Below are 19,194 nucleotides of genomic sequence, written 5' to 3'. Positions count from 1 at the left end.
TGAGCCACTTCAGCAACAAGATCGGCTGCATGTCACACAGACGAAACCTGAAACTTCTACCATTTCCAGCTGATTCGATAAAACTGCGGCGTTGGACAAACGCTACAAATACGACGAGGACGACAAAGGAGCCAAAGCCGGATTTCCTCCCTTTCGAGAGGAAATCCGCAGCTTTGGCTCGAGGCGCTAACTAGTAGCCGCCGTACAACTTGATTACTTCAGGTCGGCCTTGGCGCCAGCTTCTTCCAGCTTCTTCTTAGCGGCTTCAGCGTCAGCTTTCGACAGGGCTTCTTTAACGGTCTTAGGAGCGCCATCAACCACGTCTTTGGCTTCTTTCAGGCCCAGACCGGTGATTTCGCGAACTGCTTTAATCACGCCAACTTTGTTTGCGCCGACTTCGGTCAGAACAACGTTGAACTCGGTCTGCTCTTCAGCAGCCGCTGCGGTTGCGCCGCCAGCTGCTGGAGCAGCCATTGCAGCGGCCGAAACGCCGAATTTTTCTTCGAAAGCTTTGACCAGTTCGTTCAGGTCCATTACGGACATTTCGCTAACTGCGTTCAGGATGTCGTCTTTGCTAATTGCCATTTGAAACTCCAATAATTTTTTGATTCGTTAATACATCAGATTGGTACTTGAGAAAAAACCGGCGGCTACAATTAAGCAGCTGCTGGAGCTTCTTCTGCGGCCACTTCGGCAACAGCTGGAGCACCTTCGGATTTTTTCGCTGCCAGAGCAGCCAGACCACGTGCAAAGCCCGACACCGGAGCCAGCATAACGCCCAACAGCTGCGAGATGAGAACTTCACGGGAAGGAATGCTCGCCAACGCTGCAACAGCTGCTTTATCCAGCTGCTTGCCTGCGTAGTTACCTGCGGTGATGACCAGTTTGTCGTTGGTTTTAGCGAAGTCAGCGATGACTTTAGCTGCTGCAACGGCATCGTCCGAGATCGAGTAGATCAGAGGACCGGTCATGCTGTCTGCCAGGCTGGCGAACTGCGTGCCTTCGACGGAGCGACGAGCGAGGGTGTTTTTCAACACTCGCAGGTACACGCCTTGAGCGCGCGCTTTGGCACGAAGTTGCGTCAAGTGAGCAACCTGGATGCCACGATATTCGGCCACGACGATAGTTTGCGCAGTTGCTACTTTTGCGGAAACTTCGGCGACTACGGCCTTTTTGTCATTCAGATTGAGACCCACGGTCAACCTCCTTAAATGATGACGGGCAAACTGCCTGCCATCGGTTCGAACAACGGCGTCCGAGGTTTAGGAGTCCAATGGACTACGAAACTTGATCGGGTACACCATCTGCGTTGGGTGAAAAATTCAATTAACCGGTTGCCTGCCTGATGCACCCGGCCCAACGGTCTTTGATTGCCTGGCCGTTCCCGAAGAAACGACCAGCCCAAAGAACTGCCCCATATCGCGCAATGGCGACCTGGGGACTTAAACTTTTAAAACTTAGGCAGCCAGGGTAGCCTGGTCAACACGGACGCCAGCGCCCATGGTCGACGACAGGGAAACCTTGCGCAGGTATACACCCTTGCTGGTGGCTGGCTTGGCTTTGTTCAGCGCGTCGATCAGGGCAACCAGGTTGCTCTTCAGATCTGCGTCAGCGAACGATTTGCGGCCGATGGTCGCGTGGATGATACCGGCTTTGTCGGTACGGTACTGAACCTGGCCAGCTTTCGCGTTTTTCACGGCGGTAGCGACGTCAGGGGTTACGGTGCCGACTTTCGGGTTAGGCATCAGGCCGCGTGGGCCCAGGATCTGACCCAGGGTACCAACGATACGCATGGTGTCTGGCGAAGCGATGACGATGTCGAAAGGCATGTCGCCGGCTTTGACGCGCTCGGCCAGGTCTTCCATACCAACGACGTCGGCGCCGGCTGCTTTAGCCTGCTCTGCTTTTTCGCCCGAAGCGAACACAGCAACGCGAACGGTCTTGCCGGTGCCGGCTGGCAGCACGACGGAGCCGCGAACGACCTGGTCCGACTTCTTAGGATCCACACCCAGCTGTACCGACACGTCGATCGATTCGTTGAACTTGGCGGTAGCCAGTTCTTTGATCAGAGCGACTGCGTTGTCGAATGCGTAGGTTTTGGTGCTATCAACTTTGGCTTTGATAGCTTTAGCGCGTTTGGACAGTTTTGCCATGATTACAGACCTTCCACCGTGATGCCCATCGAACGTGCGGAACCAGCGATGGTGCGTACAGCGGCATCCATGTCGGCAGCGGTCAGATCTGGGGTTTTCAATTTAGCGATTTCTTCAGCTTGAGCGCGGGTCAGCTTGCCGACTTTGTCGGTGTGTGGCTTGGCCGAACCTTTAACAACGCCCGAGTGCTTCTTGATCAGGAAGGTTGCTGGCGGGGTCTTCATCACGAAGGTGAAGGACTTGTCAGCGAACGCGGTGATCACGACTGGGATAGGCATGCCTGGTTCCATACCTTGGGTCTGCGCGTTGAACGCCTTGCAGAATTCCATGATGTTCAGACCGCGTTGACCCAGAGCTGGACCGATCGGTGGGGATGGGTTTGCTTTACCAGCTGGCACTTGCAGCTTGATAAAACCAATGATTTTCTTTGCCATGATGGCTCCTATCTTGGATATGAGTAGTAGCGCCCCACCATGCGCAATTGCAGGGCGGGGCTCCTCTTTGCCAGATTTGTCAGGTTTTTACACCGTCGCCCGTTCTGGCGAACGGTGCTGCTTATACTTTTTCGACCTGGCCGAACTCAAGTTCCACCGGAGTGGCGCGACCGAAGATGGTAACCGAGACGCGCACTTTGGATTTCTCGTAATTGACTTCTTCGACATTGCCGTTGAAATCGGTGAACGGGCCATCCTTGATGCGGACTTGCTCGCCCACTTCGTACAACACTTTTGGCCGTGGCTTCTCGACACCCTCTTGCATCTGCTGCATGATCTTGTCGATCTCGCGCGCTGGAATCGGGGTCGGCTTGTTCGATTTGCCGCCGATGAAGCCGGTCACCTTGTTGGTGTTTTTCACCAGGTGCCAGGTTTCGTCGGTCATTTCCATCTCGACCAGCACATAGCCGGGGAAGAAACGACGCTCGGTGACGGACTTTTGACCGTTGCGGACTTCCACCACTTCTTCGGTCGGCACCAGGATCTGGCCGAACTGGTCCTGCATGCCCGCACGCTCGACGCGCTCCATCAGGGCGCGCTGGACGCTTTTTTCCATGCCGGAGTATGCGTGTACAACATACCAGCGCTTATTGCTGACAGGTACGCTGATTGGCGCTGCGCCAGCATCTTGTGCCGGAACTTCGCCCGGCACCTCGTCTTGCACATTTTCGCTCATTATTTTCGTATACCCAGAATGACGTCGTACAACAGGAACTCAAGTGTCTTATCCGTGCCCCACAGGAACAGCGCCATCACCAGCACGAAGGCAAACACGATGCCCGTGATCTGGGTAGCTTCGCGACGAGTAGGCCAGACGACCTTTTTCGTTTCGCGTACGGCTTCTTTGGCGAAATTCAGGAATTCACGGCCAGTCGTCGAGGTCCACAAGAGCAGAACGGCAAAAGCCAAACCAGCTACAAGTGCGCCTGCGCGTACGAGAGCTGGTTTGTCTGACAGGTAATAAAACCCGACCACACCTGCGATTGCAACGGCTATTGCCAGAGCAACCTTAATCTTGTCATTCGACGTGCTGACGGTCTGCACGGATTGATTTGACATTTATATTTACTTTCGGTGCCCTGCACCTGAAAACGGTGGCAGGGACGGAGGGCATCGAACCCCCAACCTTCGGTTTTGGAGACCGACGCTCTGCCAATTGAGCTACGTCCCTACGTAAAACTACAAAGGATATCGATTATACCACCAGAGACGCCCCTGGTGGTACGACCAGTATTCCTTAAGCGATGATCTTCGCTACAACACCTGCACCAACGGTACGACCACCTTCGCGGATAGCGAAGCGCAGACCTTCTTCCATCGCGATCGGGTTGATCAGCTTGACGGTGATCGACACGTTATCGCCTGGCATAACCATTTCTTTGTCCGCTGGCAGTTCGATCGAACCGGTCACGTCAGTCGTACGGAAGTAGAACTGTGGACGATAGTTGTTGAAGAACGGGGTGTGACGGCCGCCTTCGTCTTTCGACAGAACATAGATCTCGCCGGTGAAGTGGTTGTGCGGCTTGATCGAGCCTGGCTTGGCCAGAACTTGACCACGTTCCACGTCTTCACGCTTGGTGCCGCGCAGCAGCAGACCAACGTTGTCGCCAGCTTGACCCTGGTCCAGCAGCTTGCGGAACATTTCCACGCCGGTGCAAGTGGTCTTGACGGTGTCTTTGATGCCGACGATTTCGATCTCTTCGCCGACCTTGATGATGCCGCGCTCGATACGACCGGTCACAACGGTGCCGCGACCCGAGATCGAGAACACGTCTTCCACTGGCATCAGGAAGGCGCCGTCCACTGCGCGCTCTGGCGTAGGGATGTAGGAATCCAGTGCTTCGGCCAGGGCCATGATGGCCTGCTCGCCCATTGGGCCGGTGTCGCCGTCCAGCGCCATACGGGCCGAACCTTTAACGATAGGCAGGTCGTCGCCTGGGAAGTCGTACTTCGACAGCAACTCGCGCACTTCCATTTCAACCAGTTCCAGCAGCTCTGCGTCGTCGACCAGGTCGCACTTGTTCAGGAACACGATGATGTATGGAACGCCAACCTGACGGGCCAGCAGGATGTGCTCGCGGGTCTGTGGCATTGGGCCGTCGGCTGCGGAGCAAACCAGGATCGCGCCGTCCATCTGTGCCGCGCCGGTGATCATGTTTTTGATGTAGTCGGCGTGGCCTGGGCAGTCAACGTGAGCGTAGTGACGGCCAGCGGTTTCGTATTCGACGTGAGCGGTGTTGATGGTAATGCCGCGTGCTTTTTCTTCTGGAGCAGCATCGATCTGGTCGTATGCTTTAGCTTCGCCGCCGAATTTCTTCGACAGAACAGTAGCGATCGCAGCGGTCAGGGTGGTCTTGCCGTGGTCGACGTGGCCGATGGTGCCGACGTTAACGTGCGGCTTGGTCCGCTCGAATTTCTCTTTTGCCATTTTAGACTCCTAACGATTTGGTGTGATTGCCTGGGCTCGCGCCCGACTGTCTTTGATAGTGCTGCGTATTAAATATGCTGCCGGTGCTGCGGGATACTGCGAATTCTGGTGCCCTTGACGTGGATTGAACACGTGGCCTCTCCCTTACCAAGGGAGTGCTCTACCACTGAGCTACAAGGGCTTATGGGGTACATCTGCATTGCAACAACACTGGAGCGGGTGAAGGGAATCGAACCCTCGTCGTAAGCTTGGAAGGCTTCTGCTCTACCATTGAGCTACACCCGCGAGGATTGTTCAATTCTTACTTCATCTACTTGCGTCACCCAGTCTTCTTGCAAAAACTTGGTGGAGGGGGCTGGATTCGAACCAGCGTACTCGAAAGAACAGATTTACAGTCTGTCGCCTTTAACCACTCGGCCACCCCTCCGCGAGGAACCGCAGAGTATGAAGCAACTTCTTCGACCTGTCAACCCTGCATCGCGTTTTTTACTGCCTATTTCACGCTGTGCGGATGAACCGTCTGCTTCGGGGCGAGATTTTAACTGCACCAACTGCAAATGTGCAAGTGTTGTTTTTACGTTGCACGAATTCCTATACAATCGCCTGACGATACTGAGACCTGGAGCCCCGCAGTTGAACAACCGTAGCGGTAGTTTGCGCAGCCTGGTGCTGGCCAATCTGGGCCTGTTGGCCTGTTATTTCGTCGCCGGCCGGCTCGGCCTGCTGTTGGCGCTGCCGCCCGGCTACGCCTCGCCGATCTTCCTGCCGGCCGGCCTGGCGCTGGCCGGCTGCGTGGCCGGCGGCGCCCGCCTGCTGCCGGCGGTGGCGCTCGGTTCCCTGGCGGTCAACCTGATCTACCCCTTCCTCAGCCCCGGCGGCATCAGCGCCACCGCGCTGGCCGGCGCCTGCTTCCCGGCGCTGGGCGCCTCGCTGCAGGCCTGGGCCGGCAGCACCCTGTTCCGCCGCTACATCGACCCGGCCATCGGCTCGGGCCGCGACGTGGTGCGCTTCGTCATGCTGGCGGCCGGCGTCACCGTGGTCAGCAGCACCGTCTCGCTGACCGGCATGGGCCTGGTCGGCATCCTCAGCTGGGACACCATCCTGCTCGACTGGCTGGCCTGGTGGATGGGCGACACCATCGGCATCCTGCTGGCGGCGCCGCTGACCTGGATCGTCATCGGCCGCCCGCGCGCGCTGTGGTCGCGCCGGCGCCTGCTGGTGGGCCTGCCGCTGCTGCTGTCGGCGGCCGCCTTCATCGCCATCTACCTGCAGGCCGACCGCTGGGAAAACAGCCAGCAGCTGCAAACCTTCCGCCTCAAGGCGCAGCAGACCGGCGACCTGCTGCAGGCCCAGTTCAGCGAACACGAACGCTTCATCTACGCCATGGCCAAGGCCCTCAACGATCCGCGCCGCGTCCTCAGCGCCGAGGACTTCGGCAACCTGGCGCACGGCTACCTGGACCAGCGCCCCGAGCTGCTGTCGATGGCCTGGCTGACCCCGGTGGCCGGCGGCGAGCGCGCCGCCTTCGAGGCCTGGGGCCGCGCCCAGGTGGCGCCGGACTTCGCGCTCCGCCAGCGCGGCGCCGACGACACCCTGGTGGCGGCCGCGCCGCGCCAGCGCTACTTCGCCGCCACCTACATCGAGCCGGCCGACAACCGCGTGTTCCAGGGGCTGGACTTCCTGTCCGATCCGCCGCGCCGCGCCGCGCTGGAGCGCGCCGTCCAGTCCGGCCAGCCCACCGCCACCGAGCCGCTACAGCTGATCCACAACCAGGCCAGCGCCGGCCTGCTGCTGCTGCAGACCGTCTACCCCAACAACAACCGCCACCAGGCCATCGGCTCGCTGCTGATCTCGATGCAGTTCGACGCCTACCTGGACCAGGCGCTCAAGCGCTCCGAGTTCGGCTACTTCCTGATGCGCTTCGAGGACATGGACGACGACGGCCCGCGCCACGTGGTGCGCGACAGCCTGCGGCGCGCGCCGGGCGCGGGCGACTTCCAGCGCCAGCTGCACTTCGGCGGCCGCATCTACGAGCTGACGCTGGCGCCGACGCCGGAATACCTGCGCCAGCAGCGCGGCTGGCAGAGCTGGACCGTGCTGACCTGCGGCCTGCTGCTGACCGGCCTGCTCGGCACGCTGATGATGCTCATCAGCGGCGAGCGCGCCCGCATCCAGGCCCAGGTCAAGGACAGCACCTCGCGCCTGCGCGAGCGCGAAGCCAGGCTGCAAGCGATCCTCAACAAGGCGGCCGACGCCATCCTCACCATCGACGGCAATGGCCTGCTGATGTCGGCCAACGCCGCCGCCGGCCGCCTGTTCGGCTACGCGCCCGAGAACATGACGGCGCTGCCGCTGGACCGCCTGATCCCGGTCGGCGTGGGCGACGCCGCCGGCCTGGACGCGGCCGGCCTGCTGCGCATGATCGCCTGCGGCGTCACCCACGAGTACGAGCTGACCGGCTGGCGCAGCGACGGCAACGAGTTCCCGCTGGCGATGTCGGTGAGCGAGGTCGAGCTGCCCGACGAGCACCTGTTCGTCGCCATCCTGCACGACCTGACCGCGCAGCAGCTGGCGCAGGAGCGCATCCACCGCCTGGCCCACCACGACACCCTGACCGGCCTGGACAACCGCCTGTCGCTCAACCTGCGGCTGGACCAGCTGCTGGCCCAGACCCGCCGCGCGGGCGGCGCGGCGGCCGTGCTGTTCATCGACCTCGACCACTTCAAGAAGATCAACGACACCCACGGCCACCAGACCGGCGACCTGCTGCTGGTGGCCGTGGCCCAGCGCCTGCAGGAGCTGCTGCGCGAGGTCGACACCATCGCCCGCCTGGGCGGCGACGAGTTCATCGTCGTCACCTCCGGCAGCGTCACGCCGGACGAGGCGTCCAACATCGCGGTGCGCATCGTCGAGTCGCTGGGCGCGCCCTACCATCTGCAGGGCAAGACCGTGCACAGCGGCGCCAGCGTGGGCGTGGCCATGTTCCCGTCGAACGGCGAGGACGGCAGCACCCTGCTGCGCCACGCCGACACCGCCATGTACGCGGCCAAGAGCCAGGGCCGCGGCAACTTCCAGTTCTTCTCGGCCGAGATGAACAGCGCCACCCACGACCGCCTGATGCTGGAGAACCGCCTGTGGCAGGCGCTCGAGCACAACGAGTTCGAGCTCTACCTGCAGCCGCAGGTGGAGCTGGCGTCCGGCCGCATCATCGGCGCCGAGGCGCTGCTGCGCTGGCACCATCCCGAGCTGGGCATGGTGGGGCCGGACCGCTTCATCCCGATCGCCGAGGAGTCGGGCCTGATCCTGCCGCTGGGCGACTGGGTGCTGCAGCGCGCCAGCCGGCTGCTGGCCTCGTGGCGCGCGCCGGGGCTGGCGCACCTGCGGCTGGCGGTCAACCTGTCGGCGCGCCAGTGCCACGGCGCCGGCCTGCTGCCGCTGCTGGACCGCCTGCTGGCCGCGCACGGCATCGATCCCGCCCTGCTGGAGCTGGAGATCACCGAGTCGGCCGCGATGCAGGACCCGGAACGCAGCCGCGCGCTGCTGGTCGAGCTGCGCTCGCGCGGCATCAAGGTGGCGATCGACGACTTCGGCACCGGCTATTCCTCGCTGAGCTACCTGAAGCTGTTCGAGATCGACCGCATCAAGATCGACCGCGGCTTCGTCAAGGATATCGAGAGCGATCCGAACGACGCTGTGATCGTGGCCGCCACCATCGCGCTGGCGCACTCGCTGGGGCTGGGCGTGGTGGCCGAGGGGGTGGAGACGCTGGCCCAGCGCGACTTCCTCAGCGCCAAGCAGTGCGACGAGGCGCAGGGCTATCTGTACGCGCGGCCGATGCCGGTGGCGCAGTTCGAGGCCATGGTGCGCAGCGAGCGCGCGGCCACGACCGACCTCAGCCCGGCGTGAGCGCCACCAGCACCTGGCCCTTGAGGGCGCGGATCAGCGAGGTCTCGTCGGGCGGCACGCCCTCCGGCGCCGGCAGCGCGCGATCCGCGTAGAACAGGCCCAGCTGCACCGAATTGACCACCAGCGGCAGCACGATGAAGCTGCGGGCGTCCGGCAGCAGGCGCCGGTGCCAGTCCGGCAGCAGCGCGCGGATCTTGGGCGCGCTGGCGTCGGCGATCATCAGGTCGGCGTTGTTCTGCATCGCCAGGTGGAACAGGTCGTCGCCGTGCGCGGTGGGGAACACGAAGCCGGCCTGGCGCTCCGCATGGCGCTCGCCGAACGCCACCCGCGCCCGGTACTGGCCGCTGCGCACATCCTTCAGGCACACGGTGGCGAAGCGGAAGCCCATGCCGCGGTACAGCGTCTCGAGCACCGCCTGGATGATGTCGTTGACCTTGCCGTGGCCGCCGGCGCGCATCTGCGTCACCTCCTGCACCCCGGCCAGCAACAGCTCGCGCGCGTTGTACGGCTTGCCGCTCAGGTGGCTGCCCTGGGGCGCCTCGGCCGCGCCCATCGCCGCCTGCGCCAGCACGCTGGGCAGGCCGGGGGCGCCGTCGTCGGGGTCGGCGTGCGCGCCCATCTGCAGGCTCTCCAGCAGGCCGTCCATGTCGCGCGACACCGTGGCGAACAACTGGGTCAGGCGCTCCCGGTCCAGATTGAGCGCGGCGCCGTAGCGCTGCTCCAGCCCCGCCGCCTCGACGCTGTCGGCGCGCACGCGGCGCGCCAGCAAGCGCGCCGTCTCCATGCTGAACGACACCACCTGCCGCATCCACTCCTGGCGGCTGGCGGCCGGCCTGCAGGCGCCCGGCGGCAGCGGCGCCAGCGAGCGCACGATCACGTCCGGGATCTTCCACTCGTTGAGGATGGCGGCCGACAGGCTGTCGTAGCTGCAGCCGAGCACCTGCAGCGCGGCCTGCGCCTCGCTCAGCTTGCCGGCCGCCGTCAGCAGGCCGATCTCGCGGAACAGGCCGTGCTCGTGCGAGGCCACCACCAGCGCGCCGATGTTCTTGAACAGCGCGCCGATGGCGGCCTCCTCGGCGCCCTGGTAGACGCTCAGGCGCGCCATCTCGCGCCCCACCAGGCTGGCGCACAGCGCCGCCTCCAGCTCGATGCGCACGCTGTGCGCATGGCGGCTGTTGGCCAGCGTGTCGACCAGCAGCATGGCCATGGCCGTGGTCTTGACGTTGTCGAAGCCGAGCAGGGAAATCGCGCGCGAGATGGTGGTGACGGCGGTGCCGCCGGCCGCGCGGTAGGCCGGCGTGTTGGCCAGCCGCAGCACCTTCTGCGTCAGCGCCACGTCCGACAGCACGTAGTAGGCCAGGCTTTGCGTGCCCTGGTCGTCGGAATCGGCCAGCTGCACCACCCGCGCCACCGAGGCGCCCAGCGCGAACATGCCCTCGTCGCCGCTGAGCTTTTTCAGCAGCGCGCTGCGCACGGGGCGCAGTTCGCCGTCGGGCGAGAGCGGTTTCGATGGCATGGCTAACTCCTGGCAGCCGGCCGCGCGCCCGCGCCGGCGCGGCCTAGTCCGGCGTGTGGCCGATGGTCGGGTCGCGTTCGATCAGTTCCAGCAGCGCGCTCACCACCTCGGGGTCGAACTGCTTGCCGGAGCGCTCGGTGATGTAGGTCATCACCTCGGTGTGCGGCCACGGGTCCTTGTACGGGCGCTCGTGCAGCAGCGAGTCGAACACGTCGACCACGGCGACGATGCGCGCCGACACCGGAATGGCGCGCCCGGCCAGCTGGTTGGGATAGCCGTTGCCGTCGAAGTGCTCGTGGTGGCCGCCGGCGATCTCGGCGCCGTAGGTCAGGTAGCTGACGCCGTCGACCATGTTGGCGGCGCGCTCCAGGATGGACTTGCCGACCGCCGCGTGGGTCTGCATCTCGGCCCGCTCCTCGGCCGTGTGGATGCCCCGCTTGAGCAGGATGTGGTCCGGCGTGGCGACCTTGCCGACGTCGTGCAGGATGCTGGCCAGGCCTATCATCTCCAGCAGCTGCGGGGTGAGCTCCTCGGCGTAGACGCCGCGCTCGGACAGCCGCTGGGCCAGCGAGGTCGACAGCAGCTGCACGCGCCGCACATGGCCGCCGGTGCCGCTGTCGCGGAACTCGGCCAGGTCGGCCAGCGCCACCACGGTGGCCTCCTGCGCCTTGCGCAGCTGGCCGAACATGTACAGGTTGTCGAAGGCGGCCGCTATCCTCTGGCAGAACACCTCCAGCAGGTCGCGCTGGATCTGCGCCAGCGGCCACGGCGGCGTGACCGAGATGGCCACCTCGCGGTTTTCCTGGGTGTGGATGAACAGCACATTGGCCGGATGCTCGAACTGGCTCTTCTTTTCCGCGAAGGCCTTGGCGATGGTCGGCCACAGCGGATGGCTGGTCGGCATCAGCTCCGATTCGCCCAGCGCCGCGTAGCCGCCGGTGGCCGCCACCACGCTGGTGACGCCGGTGTCGCCCTGCATCAGGCACAGCACGCCGTCGGCGCCGACGTCGAGGATGGCGCTCACCTGGTTCAGCACGCCGGAGGCGAATTCGCGCAGCGAGTGGATCTGGTACAGATTGGTGGCGCCGGCCAGGATCTTGCCCAGGCCGATGCGGCTGCGTTCGAGCATGTTCAGGCTCTCGTACGCGCGCAGCGCCGAGATCACCGTGGTGAACAGCTTCTGCGTGGTCAGCTCGGTCTTGGCCTTGTAGTCGTTGATGTCATATTCGATGATGACGCGCTGCTCGGGCGCCTGGCCCGGCTGGCCGGTGCGCAGCACCACGCGCACGATGGCGTTGTGCAGCTCCTCGCGGATGCGGCGCGCCAGCAGCAGGCCGGCGTCGTCGGTCTCCATCACCACGTCCAGCAGCACCAGCGCGATGTCGGGCGTGTCGCGCAGGAACTCGTAGGCCTCGCGCCCGCTGTAGGCCGAGAACAGCTCCAGCTCGCGGCCCTTGAACGACACGTTGCGCAGCGCCAGCCGCGTGACCGCGTGCACGTCGACGTCGTCGTCGACGATCAGCACCCGCCACAGGCGCTGTTCCGGCGAGCCCGTTCCGTCAACTGGCGCCGGCTCCTCGTCTTCCTGGATCAGCCAGTTGTCGTCTGCGGCGTTGGATTCGGTCATCACATCTCCTGGCGCTAAGCCCGTGGCTGTCTTAGGCCTAGCATAATCAGATTCCCCCCCTGTGACAACCCCCTTCGAAATTGATAGCAACAGGCGTGCGTTTTTCGCCCGTGCGCCGCGCCGCCGCGCTCGTCAGCGGGCCGCGAACCTGATACGCTAGCGCCGTCATTGTAAGGATTGCGGCGCGTCCGCCGACCAAGGCGGATCGCGGTCAGATCAATATTTCAAGGACCATAATCATGCAAGAAAACGCATCGGACATCGCCGGACGCGAGTTCCTCGCCTTCACCCTCGGCGCCGAGGAATACGGCATCGACATCCTCAAGGTGCAGGAGATCCGCGGCTACGAGACGGTCACCCGCATCGCCAACGCGCCCGAGTTCATCAAGGGCGTGATCAACCTGCGCGGCATCATCATCCCGGTGGTCGACATGCGCATCAAGTTCAAGCTGGGCGAGCCGGTGTACGACCAGTTCACCGTGGTCATCATCCTCAACATCGGCGGGCGCGTGGTGGGCATGGTGGTCGATTCGGTGTCGGACGTGACCACGCTCACGCCCGACCAGGTCAAGCCGGCGCCGGAGATGGGCACGGCCTTCAACTCCGACTACATGATCGGCCTGGGCACCATCGACGAGCGCATGCTGATCCTGGTCGACATCGACAAGCTGATGTCGAGCGCCGAGATGGGCCTGACCGACGTGGCCGCCGCCAACTGAACCCTACCCCGCCATCCCCATGAACCTGACCAACTTCAAGATCAAAACCCGCCTCGGCGCCGGCTTCGGCGTGCTGGTGCTGCTGATGCTCATCATGATAGCCACGGCCATCGGCCGCTTCGGCGCCATCAGCCAGAGCGCCAAGGGCATCGTCGAGCGCGACTGGCCGAGCGCCTCGGCCGCCGCCACCATCGACGCCGCCGCGCGCGAGGATGCGCGCCGCGTGCTGGCCCTGTTCGTCATCAGCGACAAGGCGCAGCGCGCCAAGAGCTACGAGCGGATCGACCAGGACAAGAAAACCATCGACGCCGCCCTGGTGGCGCTGGGCCAGCTGACCGAGACGCCCGACGAGAAGGCGCTGCTGGCCAAGATCCAGGCCGCGCGCGCCAGCTACAACACGGCCTTCCTGAAGGTGGCCGACCTGGTCGAGGCCGACGAGCGCGACAAGGCGTCCGAGCTGATGAACCGCGAAGCCTTCCCGGCGCTCGACATGCTGGAGGAACTGACCGGCGCCATGGTCAGGCAGCAGAAGGCCGACATCGAGGACGGCGGCAAGGTGGCCACCGGCCACATCGACTTCTCGCGCACCATGATGATCGTGCTGGGCGTGGTGGCGCTGATCGTCTCGGCCGCGCTGGCGGTGTGGATCACGGCCTCGATCACCGGCCCGCTGGAGGAGGCGGTGGCGATCGCCAAGTCGGTCGCGGCCGGCGACCTGAGCACGCACATCGCGGTGCGCGCCGGCGACGAGACCGGCCAGTTGCTCGACGCGCTGCAGCACATGAACACCAGCCTGGCGCGCACCGTGCACGAGGTGCGCAGCAGCACCGCCACCATCAACCGGGCCTCGGGCGAAATCGCCAGCGGCAATATGGACCTGTCGGGCCGCACCGAGTCGCAGGCCAGCTCGCTGGAGGAAACGGCCAGCACGATGGAGGAGCTGACCTCCACCGTCAAGCAGAACGCCGACAACGCGCGCCAGGCCAACCAGCTGGTGATCTCGGCGTCGTCGGTGGCCACCCGCGGCGGCGAGCTGGTGGCCCAGGTGGTCGACACCATGGGCTCGATCAAGGCTAGTTCCAGCAAGATCGTCGACATCATCGGCGTGATCGACGGCATCGCCTTCCAGACCAACATCCTGGCGCTCAATGCCGCCGTTGAGGCGGCGCGCGCCGGCGAACAGGGACGCGGCTTCGCGGTGGTGGCGTCGGAGGTGCGCAGCCTGGCGCAGCGCTCGGCCACGGCGGCCAAGGAAATCAAGGTGCTGATCGACGACTCGGTGGAGAAGGTGGACGGCGGCAGCGCCGTGGTCGACGAGGCCGGCCAGACCATGGGCCTGATCGTCACCTCGGTGCAGCAGGTGGCCGACATCATGGCGGAGATCACCTCGGCCAGCCAGGAACAGAGCATGGGCATCGAGCAGGTCAACGAGGCGATCTCGCAGATGGACGAGATGACGCAGCAGAACGCGGCGCTGGTCGAACAGGCCGCCGCCGCCGCGCAAAGCATGCAGGACGAGGCGGCCACGCTGTCGGCCTCGGTCAGCGTGTTCAAACTCGACGACAGCTATGCGGCGCCGGCGCCCGTTGCGGCGGCCCGTCCGGCGGTCGCCAGGGCGGCCGCGCCGGCGGCCAAGCCACAGCAGCTGGCGGCCAAGCCGGCCGCGAAACCTGCCGCAAGTTCGGCCGCGAAGCCGGCCGCCAAAGCCCCGGCCAAGCCCAAGGCCGACCTGAATTCGGAATGGGAAGAGTTCTAGGGTTTAGTTGTTGACCGGCGCCGGCGCCGCGCTGGCCGCCGCCGTGCGGCTGGCCGGCGCGCAGCCGCTCTGGTTGGCGCCCACGTCCAGGTTCTGGTAGCGGATTTCGTACTTGCCGTTGGCGAGCTTGTCGACCACCAGCTTGTCGTGCGCCTGCACGTAGGCGTAGCGCACATTGGAATGGCGCTCCGTGTCGTATATCTTGATGAACACCGCCGAGGCGTTGCCGGCATTGTCGAGCATCAGCTGCATGTCGTCGCCGCGGTTGCTGACCGGGAAGCCGGTCATGTAGCCGGACTGCGACGGCCACGGCTCGCCGTTGGGCGCGACCAGCGTCTGGGTCTCGCTTTCGCAATCGGCGGCCGCATTCGGCAGGATCACCTGCGACAGCGCCTGCACCTTGATCGGCGCCGGCCGGTTGCTGTTCGCTTCCGGATAGTAGGGCTGGGCGCCGGCCCAGGCTTCGCGCATTTCGGCCTTGGGATCGCGCGCCACCGCGCGCGGCTGCACGCCCCGGCCGCTATCGGCCTTGCCGCCCCAGGCCGAGGCCAACGCGGACGACAGCACCTGCGGCTCGGACACCATGGTCACGCCGGCCACCCAGCCCACCACCAAGCTGGCGGCCAGACCGCCCCACCACTTCCACGCGCCGGGACGGCGCGGACGCGGCACATCGTCGACCGCCTCCGGACTCCAGGCGCGCTCGGCGCCGTCGTGGCGGTGCTTGTCGCCACGGTGGCCGTCCTCGTGGTGGGTGCTCTCCAGCCACTCGATTTCCCACTCCTCGGCCGCGATCCATTCGTCGTGTTCCTTGCGGCGCTGGGCGTCGGACAAGGTGTCGTAGGCGCTGTTGAGGATGGCCATGATGCGCGCAGCCTTCTCATCACCCGGATTTTTGTCCGGGTGGTATTTTTGACTGAGCGCCTTGTAGGCGGCACGTATGACTTCCTGCGGCGCCATGCGCGACACCTTCAGGTTGTCATAGTGGGTGTGTATCTTTGCCATCGTTCCAATAATTGTCCGGCGAGCGTGCGTCATTCATCATAGCCGATCTGGCGCGCCGCAACTCAGCGATCAAACAAGGTTTAGCCTTGCTGTTTTGATCACTGTAACATTTAATCTACAGGCGGTGGGTGCGGTCATGGGCGGCGATGGCGTCCGGCAGGGCGACGTTCTTGCCGATCACCAGCACCTTGAACAACTCGCCCATCTCGGCCGGCGACAACAGCTTTTGCAGCGCCTTGGCCTGCGGCAGATAGCGCATCGCGTCGGACGGGTCGGTGCGCAACAGCAGCTCGCCGGCGCCGGCGCCGATCAGGAAGCCGGCCTGGTTCAGATAGGCCAGCACGTCGGCGCCCGCCTCCTGCGCGGCCAGCGCCATCGCCGTGAAGTCGACGTGGGCGGTGATGTCCTGCAGGCCCGGATAGTAGAACGGGTCCGGGTGCGAATGGTGGCGGTAGTGGCACATCAGGGTGCCGGTGGCGCGCTGTTCCAGGTAGTACTCGTGCGCCGGGAAGCCGTAGTCGAACAGGAAGGCGGCGTTGGCGCGGCCGTTGCGCAGCATGCGCGCCAGGGTCGCCATGAAGCCGCAGGCCACGCCGTGCACCTCGGTCACGTAGCCGACCGGCAGGCTGTCGTGGTCCTGGATCTGCAATGCGATCTGCGCCAGCAGCTCGGCGCCGGCCGGCACTTCGAGATAATCGAAGCGGCCGTCGCGCACCGTCACCTGCAGTTCCTGCCAGCCTTCCGGGTGCTTGGTGATCAGCTGGACCGGCATCGCGTCGAGCACCTCGTTGCCGACCACCACGCCGTCGAAGGCGTCGGGGAATTCGTCCAGCCACACCACCTGCGGGAAATCGCGCAGCTTGTCCTGCTGGCGCGCGCGCAGTTCGCCGGACAGCTCGACGATGAAATAGCGCTCGACCGCCACGCCGGCCAGCGCCATCTCGGTCAGGATGTCGAAGGCCAGCTTGCCGGTGCCGGCGCCGAATTCGAGGATCTGCGGCGCGCTTTGGGCGATAATAGCGGCTGCGGCCTGTGCCACGGCGGCGCCGAACAGCGGCGTGAGCTCGGGCGCGGTTGTAAAATCGCCATCTTTGCCGAGTTTGGCGGAGCCGCCGCTGTAGTAGCCCAGGTCGGGCGCGTACAAGGCCAGCTCCATGTAGCGGGCGAAGGAAATGGCACCGTCGTTGCGCGCGATTTCGGCGGCGATCAGGTGCTGCAGGGCGTGGGACGCGGCCAGCGCGTCACTGGTAGGGACAGGTAGAGACATAACCGGCATTGTAGCGAATCGGCGCGCCGGGCCGCCATTTTGACATTCAGACAGCACATGACGACAGCAGAACAAACACCATCCGGCACGCACGCGCCAGTGGCGCTTGGGTCACGAGCGCCAGTGGCGCTTGGGTCACGAGCGCCAGTGGCGCTCGTGACCGGCGCGGGCCGCCGCATCGGCCGCGCCATCGCGCTGGGCCTGGCGCGCGCCGGCTGGGACGTGGCGGTGCACTACCGCGCCTCGGCCAACGAGGCGCGCGCGGTGGTGGCCGAGATCGAGGCGCTGGGCCGGCGCGCCGCCACCCTGCACTGCGACCTGGCCGACGAGGCGGCAGTGCGCGCGCTGCTGCCGCAGGCGGAGGCCGCGCTGGGCGCGGTGCGCTGCGTGGTCAACAACGCCTCGCTGTTCGAGTACGACAGCGCCGCCGACTTCACCGCCGCCCGCCTCGACGCCCACATGCGCGCCAACGTGGCCGCGCCGGTGATCCTGGCGCAGGCGCTGCACGCGGCCCTGGCCGACGGCGAACAGGGCGTGGTGATCAACCTGCTCGACCAAAAACTGTACAATCTCAATCCTGATTTTTTGTCGTACACCCTGTCCAAGGCGGCGCTGCACACCGCCACCACGATGCTGGCGCAGCAGCTGGCGCCGGCGGTGCGGGTGGTCGGCATCGCGCCCGGCATCACGATGGTGTCCGGCGACCAGACCGAGGCCGGCTTCGCCAACGCGCACCGGCAAACCCCGCTGGGCCGCTCCAGCACCCCGGAAGATATCGCCGACAGCGTGGTCTACGCTGCCACGGCGCGCGCGCTGACCGGCACCACCCTGCTGGTCGACGGCGGCCAGCACCTGATGCCGCTGCCGCGCGACGTGATGTTCCTGGCCAAATGAATACCATCTCAAGAAAGTAAAACTATGCTGTCCGCCCTGATCCACCCGCAACTGAACGACTGCCGCCGCCTGTTCCTGCGCAATTACGAAGTGCTGATCAACATCGGCGTCTACGAGTTCGAGAAAAAGGGCGAGCAGCGTTTGCTCATCAACGTCGACCTGTACATCCCGCTGGCCGTCTCGACCCCGGTCAAGGACCAGCTGGAGGAAGTGGTGGACTACGACTTCATGCGCGACTCCATCGCCAAGCTGATGGCGCGCGGCCACGTGCACCTGCAGGAGAGCCTGTGCGACGACATCGTCAGCGCCATGCTGGAGCACCCGCGCGTGCGCGCGGCCCGCGTGTCGACCATGAAGCCGGACGTCTACCCGGACTGCGAAGGCGTCGGCGTGGAAGTCTTTAAAATCAAGGAAACCGTATGAACGCAGTACTCGACAACGCAACGGCCGCGACGACCGGCAAATCGGCCGAGAAGATCGCGCTGGAAAACAACAAGCTGCACAAGCGCCTGTGCCGCCTGGTCGGCCAGGCCATCGGCGATTTCAACATGATCGAGGACGGCGACAAGGTCATGGTCTGCCTGTCCGGCGGCAAGGACAGCTACGCGCTGCTCGACATCCTGATGACGCTGCGCGAACGCGCACCGATCGACTTCGAGATCGTCGCCGTCAACCTGGACCAGAAGCAGCCCAACTTCCCGGACCATATCCTGCCGGCCTACCTGAAGGAACTGGGCATCCCCTTCCACATCGAGAACCAGGACACCTACAGCATCGTCAAGCGCCTGATCCCGGAAGGCAAGACCACCTGCTCGCTGTGCTCGCGCCTGCGCCGCGGCATCCTCTACCGCGTGGCCGATGAACTGGGCTGCAACAAGATCGCGCTGGGCCACCACCGCGACGACATCCTGGAGACCTTCTTCCTGAATATGTTCTTCGGCGGGAAGCTCAAGGGCATGCCGGCCAAGCTGGTGTCCGACGACGGCAAGCACATGGTGATCCGCCCGATGGCCTACGTGAAGGAAGAGGACACCGAGCGCTACGCCGAGGTCAAAGGCTTCCCCATCATCCCGTGCGACCTGTGCGGCTCGCAGGAGAACCTGCAGCGCAAGCAGATCAAGGGCCTGATGCGCGACTGGGAAAAGAAATTCCCCGGCCGCGTGGAGAACATCTTCTCGTCGCTGTCGACGGTGGTGCCGTCGCACCTGATGGACCGCGACCTGTTCGGCTTCAAGGACATCAAGGCCGACGGCCAGGCCAATCCGCTGGGCGACATCGCCTTCGACGAGGAGCCTTGCTCCACGCCGGCGCCGTCCACCGTGCCCGGCATCATCCCGCTTCAGCGGACCTGATCGGGGGCAGGTCTTCCCCGTCCCCCTGCTAGTGCAAATTACGCTATATTGCGTAAATAACCACTATCAGGGGAAAC

At 64.5% G+C, this 19,194-nt stretch carries 17 protein-coding genes and 4 tRNA genes; 6 read left to right on the top strand and 15 right to left on the bottom strand.

Annotated features, from left to right (window positions below):
- Nucleotides 1-213: 213 nt before the first annotated feature.
- The 11 genes from rplL to AC07WS_RS03415 all read right to left on the bottom strand — a co-directional run bounded on the left by rplL (nt 214) and on the right by AC07WS_RS03415 (nt 5,502).
- Nucleotides 214-585, bottom strand: a complete 372-nt coding sequence (rplL, locus tag AC07WS_RS03465; RefSeq protein ID WP_161098688.1) for a 50S ribosomal protein L7/L12 — start codon at nt 583-585, stop codon at nt 214-216.
- 71 nt (nt 586-656) lie between these two features.
- Nucleotides 657-1,196 (bottom strand): 50S ribosomal protein L10, encoded by a 540-nt coding sequence (rplJ, locus tag AC07WS_RS03460; RefSeq protein ID WP_026334850.1) that lies wholly within the window; start codon nt 1,194-1,196, stop codon nt 657-659.
- A 261-nt stretch (nt 1,197-1,457) separates the two neighbouring features.
- A complete protein-coding gene (gene rplA, locus AC07WS_RS03455) occupies nt 1,458-2,153 on the bottom strand; it encodes a 50S ribosomal protein L1 (protein ID WP_117012693.1) in 696 nt (231 codons plus the stop codon).
- Nucleotides 2,154-2,155: 2 nt separating this feature from the next.
- The gene (rplK, locus tag AC07WS_RS03450; RefSeq protein WP_117012692.1) at nt 2,156-2,587 is read right to left on the bottom strand and encodes a 50S ribosomal protein L11; all 432 of its coding nucleotides are present in this window, start codon (nt 2,585-2,587) and stop codon (nt 2,156-2,158) included.
- Nucleotides 2,588-2,708: 121 nt separating this feature from the next.
- A complete protein-coding gene (gene nusG, locus AC07WS_RS03445; protein ID WP_117012691.1) occupies nt 2,709-3,323 on the bottom strand; it encodes a transcription termination/antitermination protein NusG in 615 nt (204 codons plus the stop codon).
- Nucleotides 3,323-3,706, bottom strand: a complete 384-nt coding sequence (secE, locus tag AC07WS_RS03440) for a preprotein translocase subunit SecE (protein ID WP_008444107.1) — start codon at nt 3,704-3,706, stop codon at nt 3,323-3,325. The genes nusG and secE overlap by 1 nt, the downstream gene beginning before the upstream one ends.
- A 36-nt stretch (nt 3,707-3,742) precedes the next feature.
- Nucleotides 3,743-3,818: transfer RNA gene (locus AC07WS_RS03435), tRNA-Trp, on the bottom strand.
- A 66-nt stretch (nt 3,819-3,884) separates the two neighbouring features.
- Nucleotides 3,885-5,075 carry an elongation factor Tu gene (gene tuf / locus AC07WS_RS03430; protein ID WP_117012690.1) on the bottom strand — a complete coding sequence of 397 codons (1,191 nt, stop codon included), beginning with the start codon at nt 5,073-5,075 and terminating at the stop codon, nt 3,885-3,887.
- Between the two features lie 106 nt (nt 5,076-5,181).
- A tRNA-Thr gene (locus AC07WS_RS03425) sits at nt 5,182-5,256 on the bottom strand.
- 30 nt (nt 5,257-5,286) lie between these two features.
- Nucleotides 5,287-5,360 (bottom strand) — tRNA-Gly (locus tag AC07WS_RS03420).
- Nucleotides 5,361-5,418: 58 nt separating this feature from the next.
- A tRNA-Tyr gene (locus AC07WS_RS03415) sits at nt 5,419-5,502 on the bottom strand.
- A gap of 206 nt (nt 5,503-5,708) precedes the next feature.
- Here AC07WS_RS03415 and AC07WS_RS03410 point away from each other — a divergent pair.
- Nucleotides 5,709-8,981 carry a bifunctional diguanylate cyclase/phosphodiesterase gene (locus AC07WS_RS03410; RefSeq protein WP_494727718.1) on the top strand — a complete coding sequence of 1,091 codons (3,273 nt, stop codon included), beginning with the start codon at nt 5,709-5,711 and terminating at the stop codon, nt 8,979-8,981.
- Here AC07WS_RS03410 and AC07WS_RS03405 read toward each other — a convergent pair.
- Together AC07WS_RS03405 and AC07WS_RS03400 are read right to left on the bottom strand one after the other, a co-directional pair.
- Nucleotides 8,968-10,497 carry an HDOD domain-containing protein gene (locus AC07WS_RS03405; RefSeq protein ID WP_494727717.1) on the bottom strand — a complete coding sequence of 510 codons (1,530 nt, stop codon included), beginning with the start codon at nt 10,495-10,497 and terminating at the stop codon, nt 8,968-8,970. The genes AC07WS_RS03410 and AC07WS_RS03405 overlap by 14 nt on opposite strands.
- A gap of 43 nt (nt 10,498-10,540) precedes the next feature.
- Nucleotides 10,541-12,124, bottom strand: coding sequence for a DUF3369 domain-containing protein (locus AC07WS_RS03400; protein ID WP_494727716.1), 1,584 nt, complete (start codon nt 12,122-12,124; stop codon nt 10,541-10,543).
- A 239-nt stretch (nt 12,125-12,363) separates the two neighbouring features.
- On the opposite strand from AC07WS_RS03400, the gene AC07WS_RS03395 reads away from it, so the two are divergent.
- Both AC07WS_RS03395 and AC07WS_RS03390 read left to right on the top strand, forming a co-directional pair.
- A complete protein-coding gene (locus AC07WS_RS03395) occupies nt 12,364-12,843 on the top strand; it encodes a chemotaxis protein CheW (RefSeq protein ID WP_494727715.1) in 480 nt (159 codons plus the stop codon).
- 19 nt (nt 12,844-12,862) lie between these two features.
- Entirely contained in the window at nt 12,863-14,599 is a 1,737-nt protein-coding gene (locus AC07WS_RS03390; protein WP_494727714.1) for a methyl-accepting chemotaxis protein, read from the top strand.
- 3 nt (nt 14,600-14,602) lie between these two features.
- Here the strand turns inward: AC07WS_RS03390 and AC07WS_RS03385 are convergent, their stop codons facing one another.
- Both AC07WS_RS03385 and AC07WS_RS03380 read right to left on the bottom strand, forming a co-directional pair.
- A complete protein-coding gene (locus AC07WS_RS03385) occupies nt 14,603-15,604 on the bottom strand; it encodes a J domain-containing protein (protein WP_494727713.1) in 1,002 nt (333 codons plus the stop codon).
- A 115-nt stretch (nt 15,605-15,719) separates the two neighbouring features.
- The gene (locus AC07WS_RS03380; RefSeq protein ID WP_494727712.1) at nt 15,720-16,871 is read right to left on the bottom strand and encodes a class I SAM-dependent methyltransferase; all 1,152 of its coding nucleotides are present in this window, start codon (nt 16,869-16,871) and stop codon (nt 15,720-15,722) included.
- 156 nt (nt 16,872-17,027) lie between these two features.
- Between AC07WS_RS03380 and AC07WS_RS03375 the strand changes: the two genes are divergently transcribed.
- The 3 genes from AC07WS_RS03375 to ttcA are packed head-to-tail and all read left to right on the top strand — an operon-like array spanning nt 17,028 to nt 19,117.
- Nucleotides 17,028-17,765 carry an SDR family oxidoreductase gene (locus AC07WS_RS03375; protein ID WP_494728044.1) on the top strand — a complete coding sequence of 246 codons (738 nt, stop codon included), beginning with the start codon at nt 17,028-17,030 and terminating at the stop codon, nt 17,763-17,765.
- 24 nt (nt 17,766-17,789) lie between these two features.
- Complete coding sequence (locus AC07WS_RS03370) at nt 17,790-18,188, top strand: dihydroneopterin aldolase (protein ID WP_494727711.1); 399 nt, start codon at nt 17,790-17,792, stop codon at nt 18,186-18,188.
- Entirely contained in the window at nt 18,185-19,117 is a 933-nt protein-coding gene (ttcA, locus tag AC07WS_RS03365) for a tRNA 2-thiocytidine(32) synthetase TtcA (RefSeq protein WP_494727710.1), read from the top strand. Before AC07WS_RS03370 ends, ttcA begins: the two co-directional genes overlap by 4 nt.
- Nucleotides 19,118-19,194 lie beyond the last annotated feature (77 nt).

The sequence above is a fragment of the Duganella sp. GW821-FHT01E12 genome (genome assembly GCF_059422325.1).
This window is presented reverse-complemented; position numbering and strand designations above follow the sequence as displayed.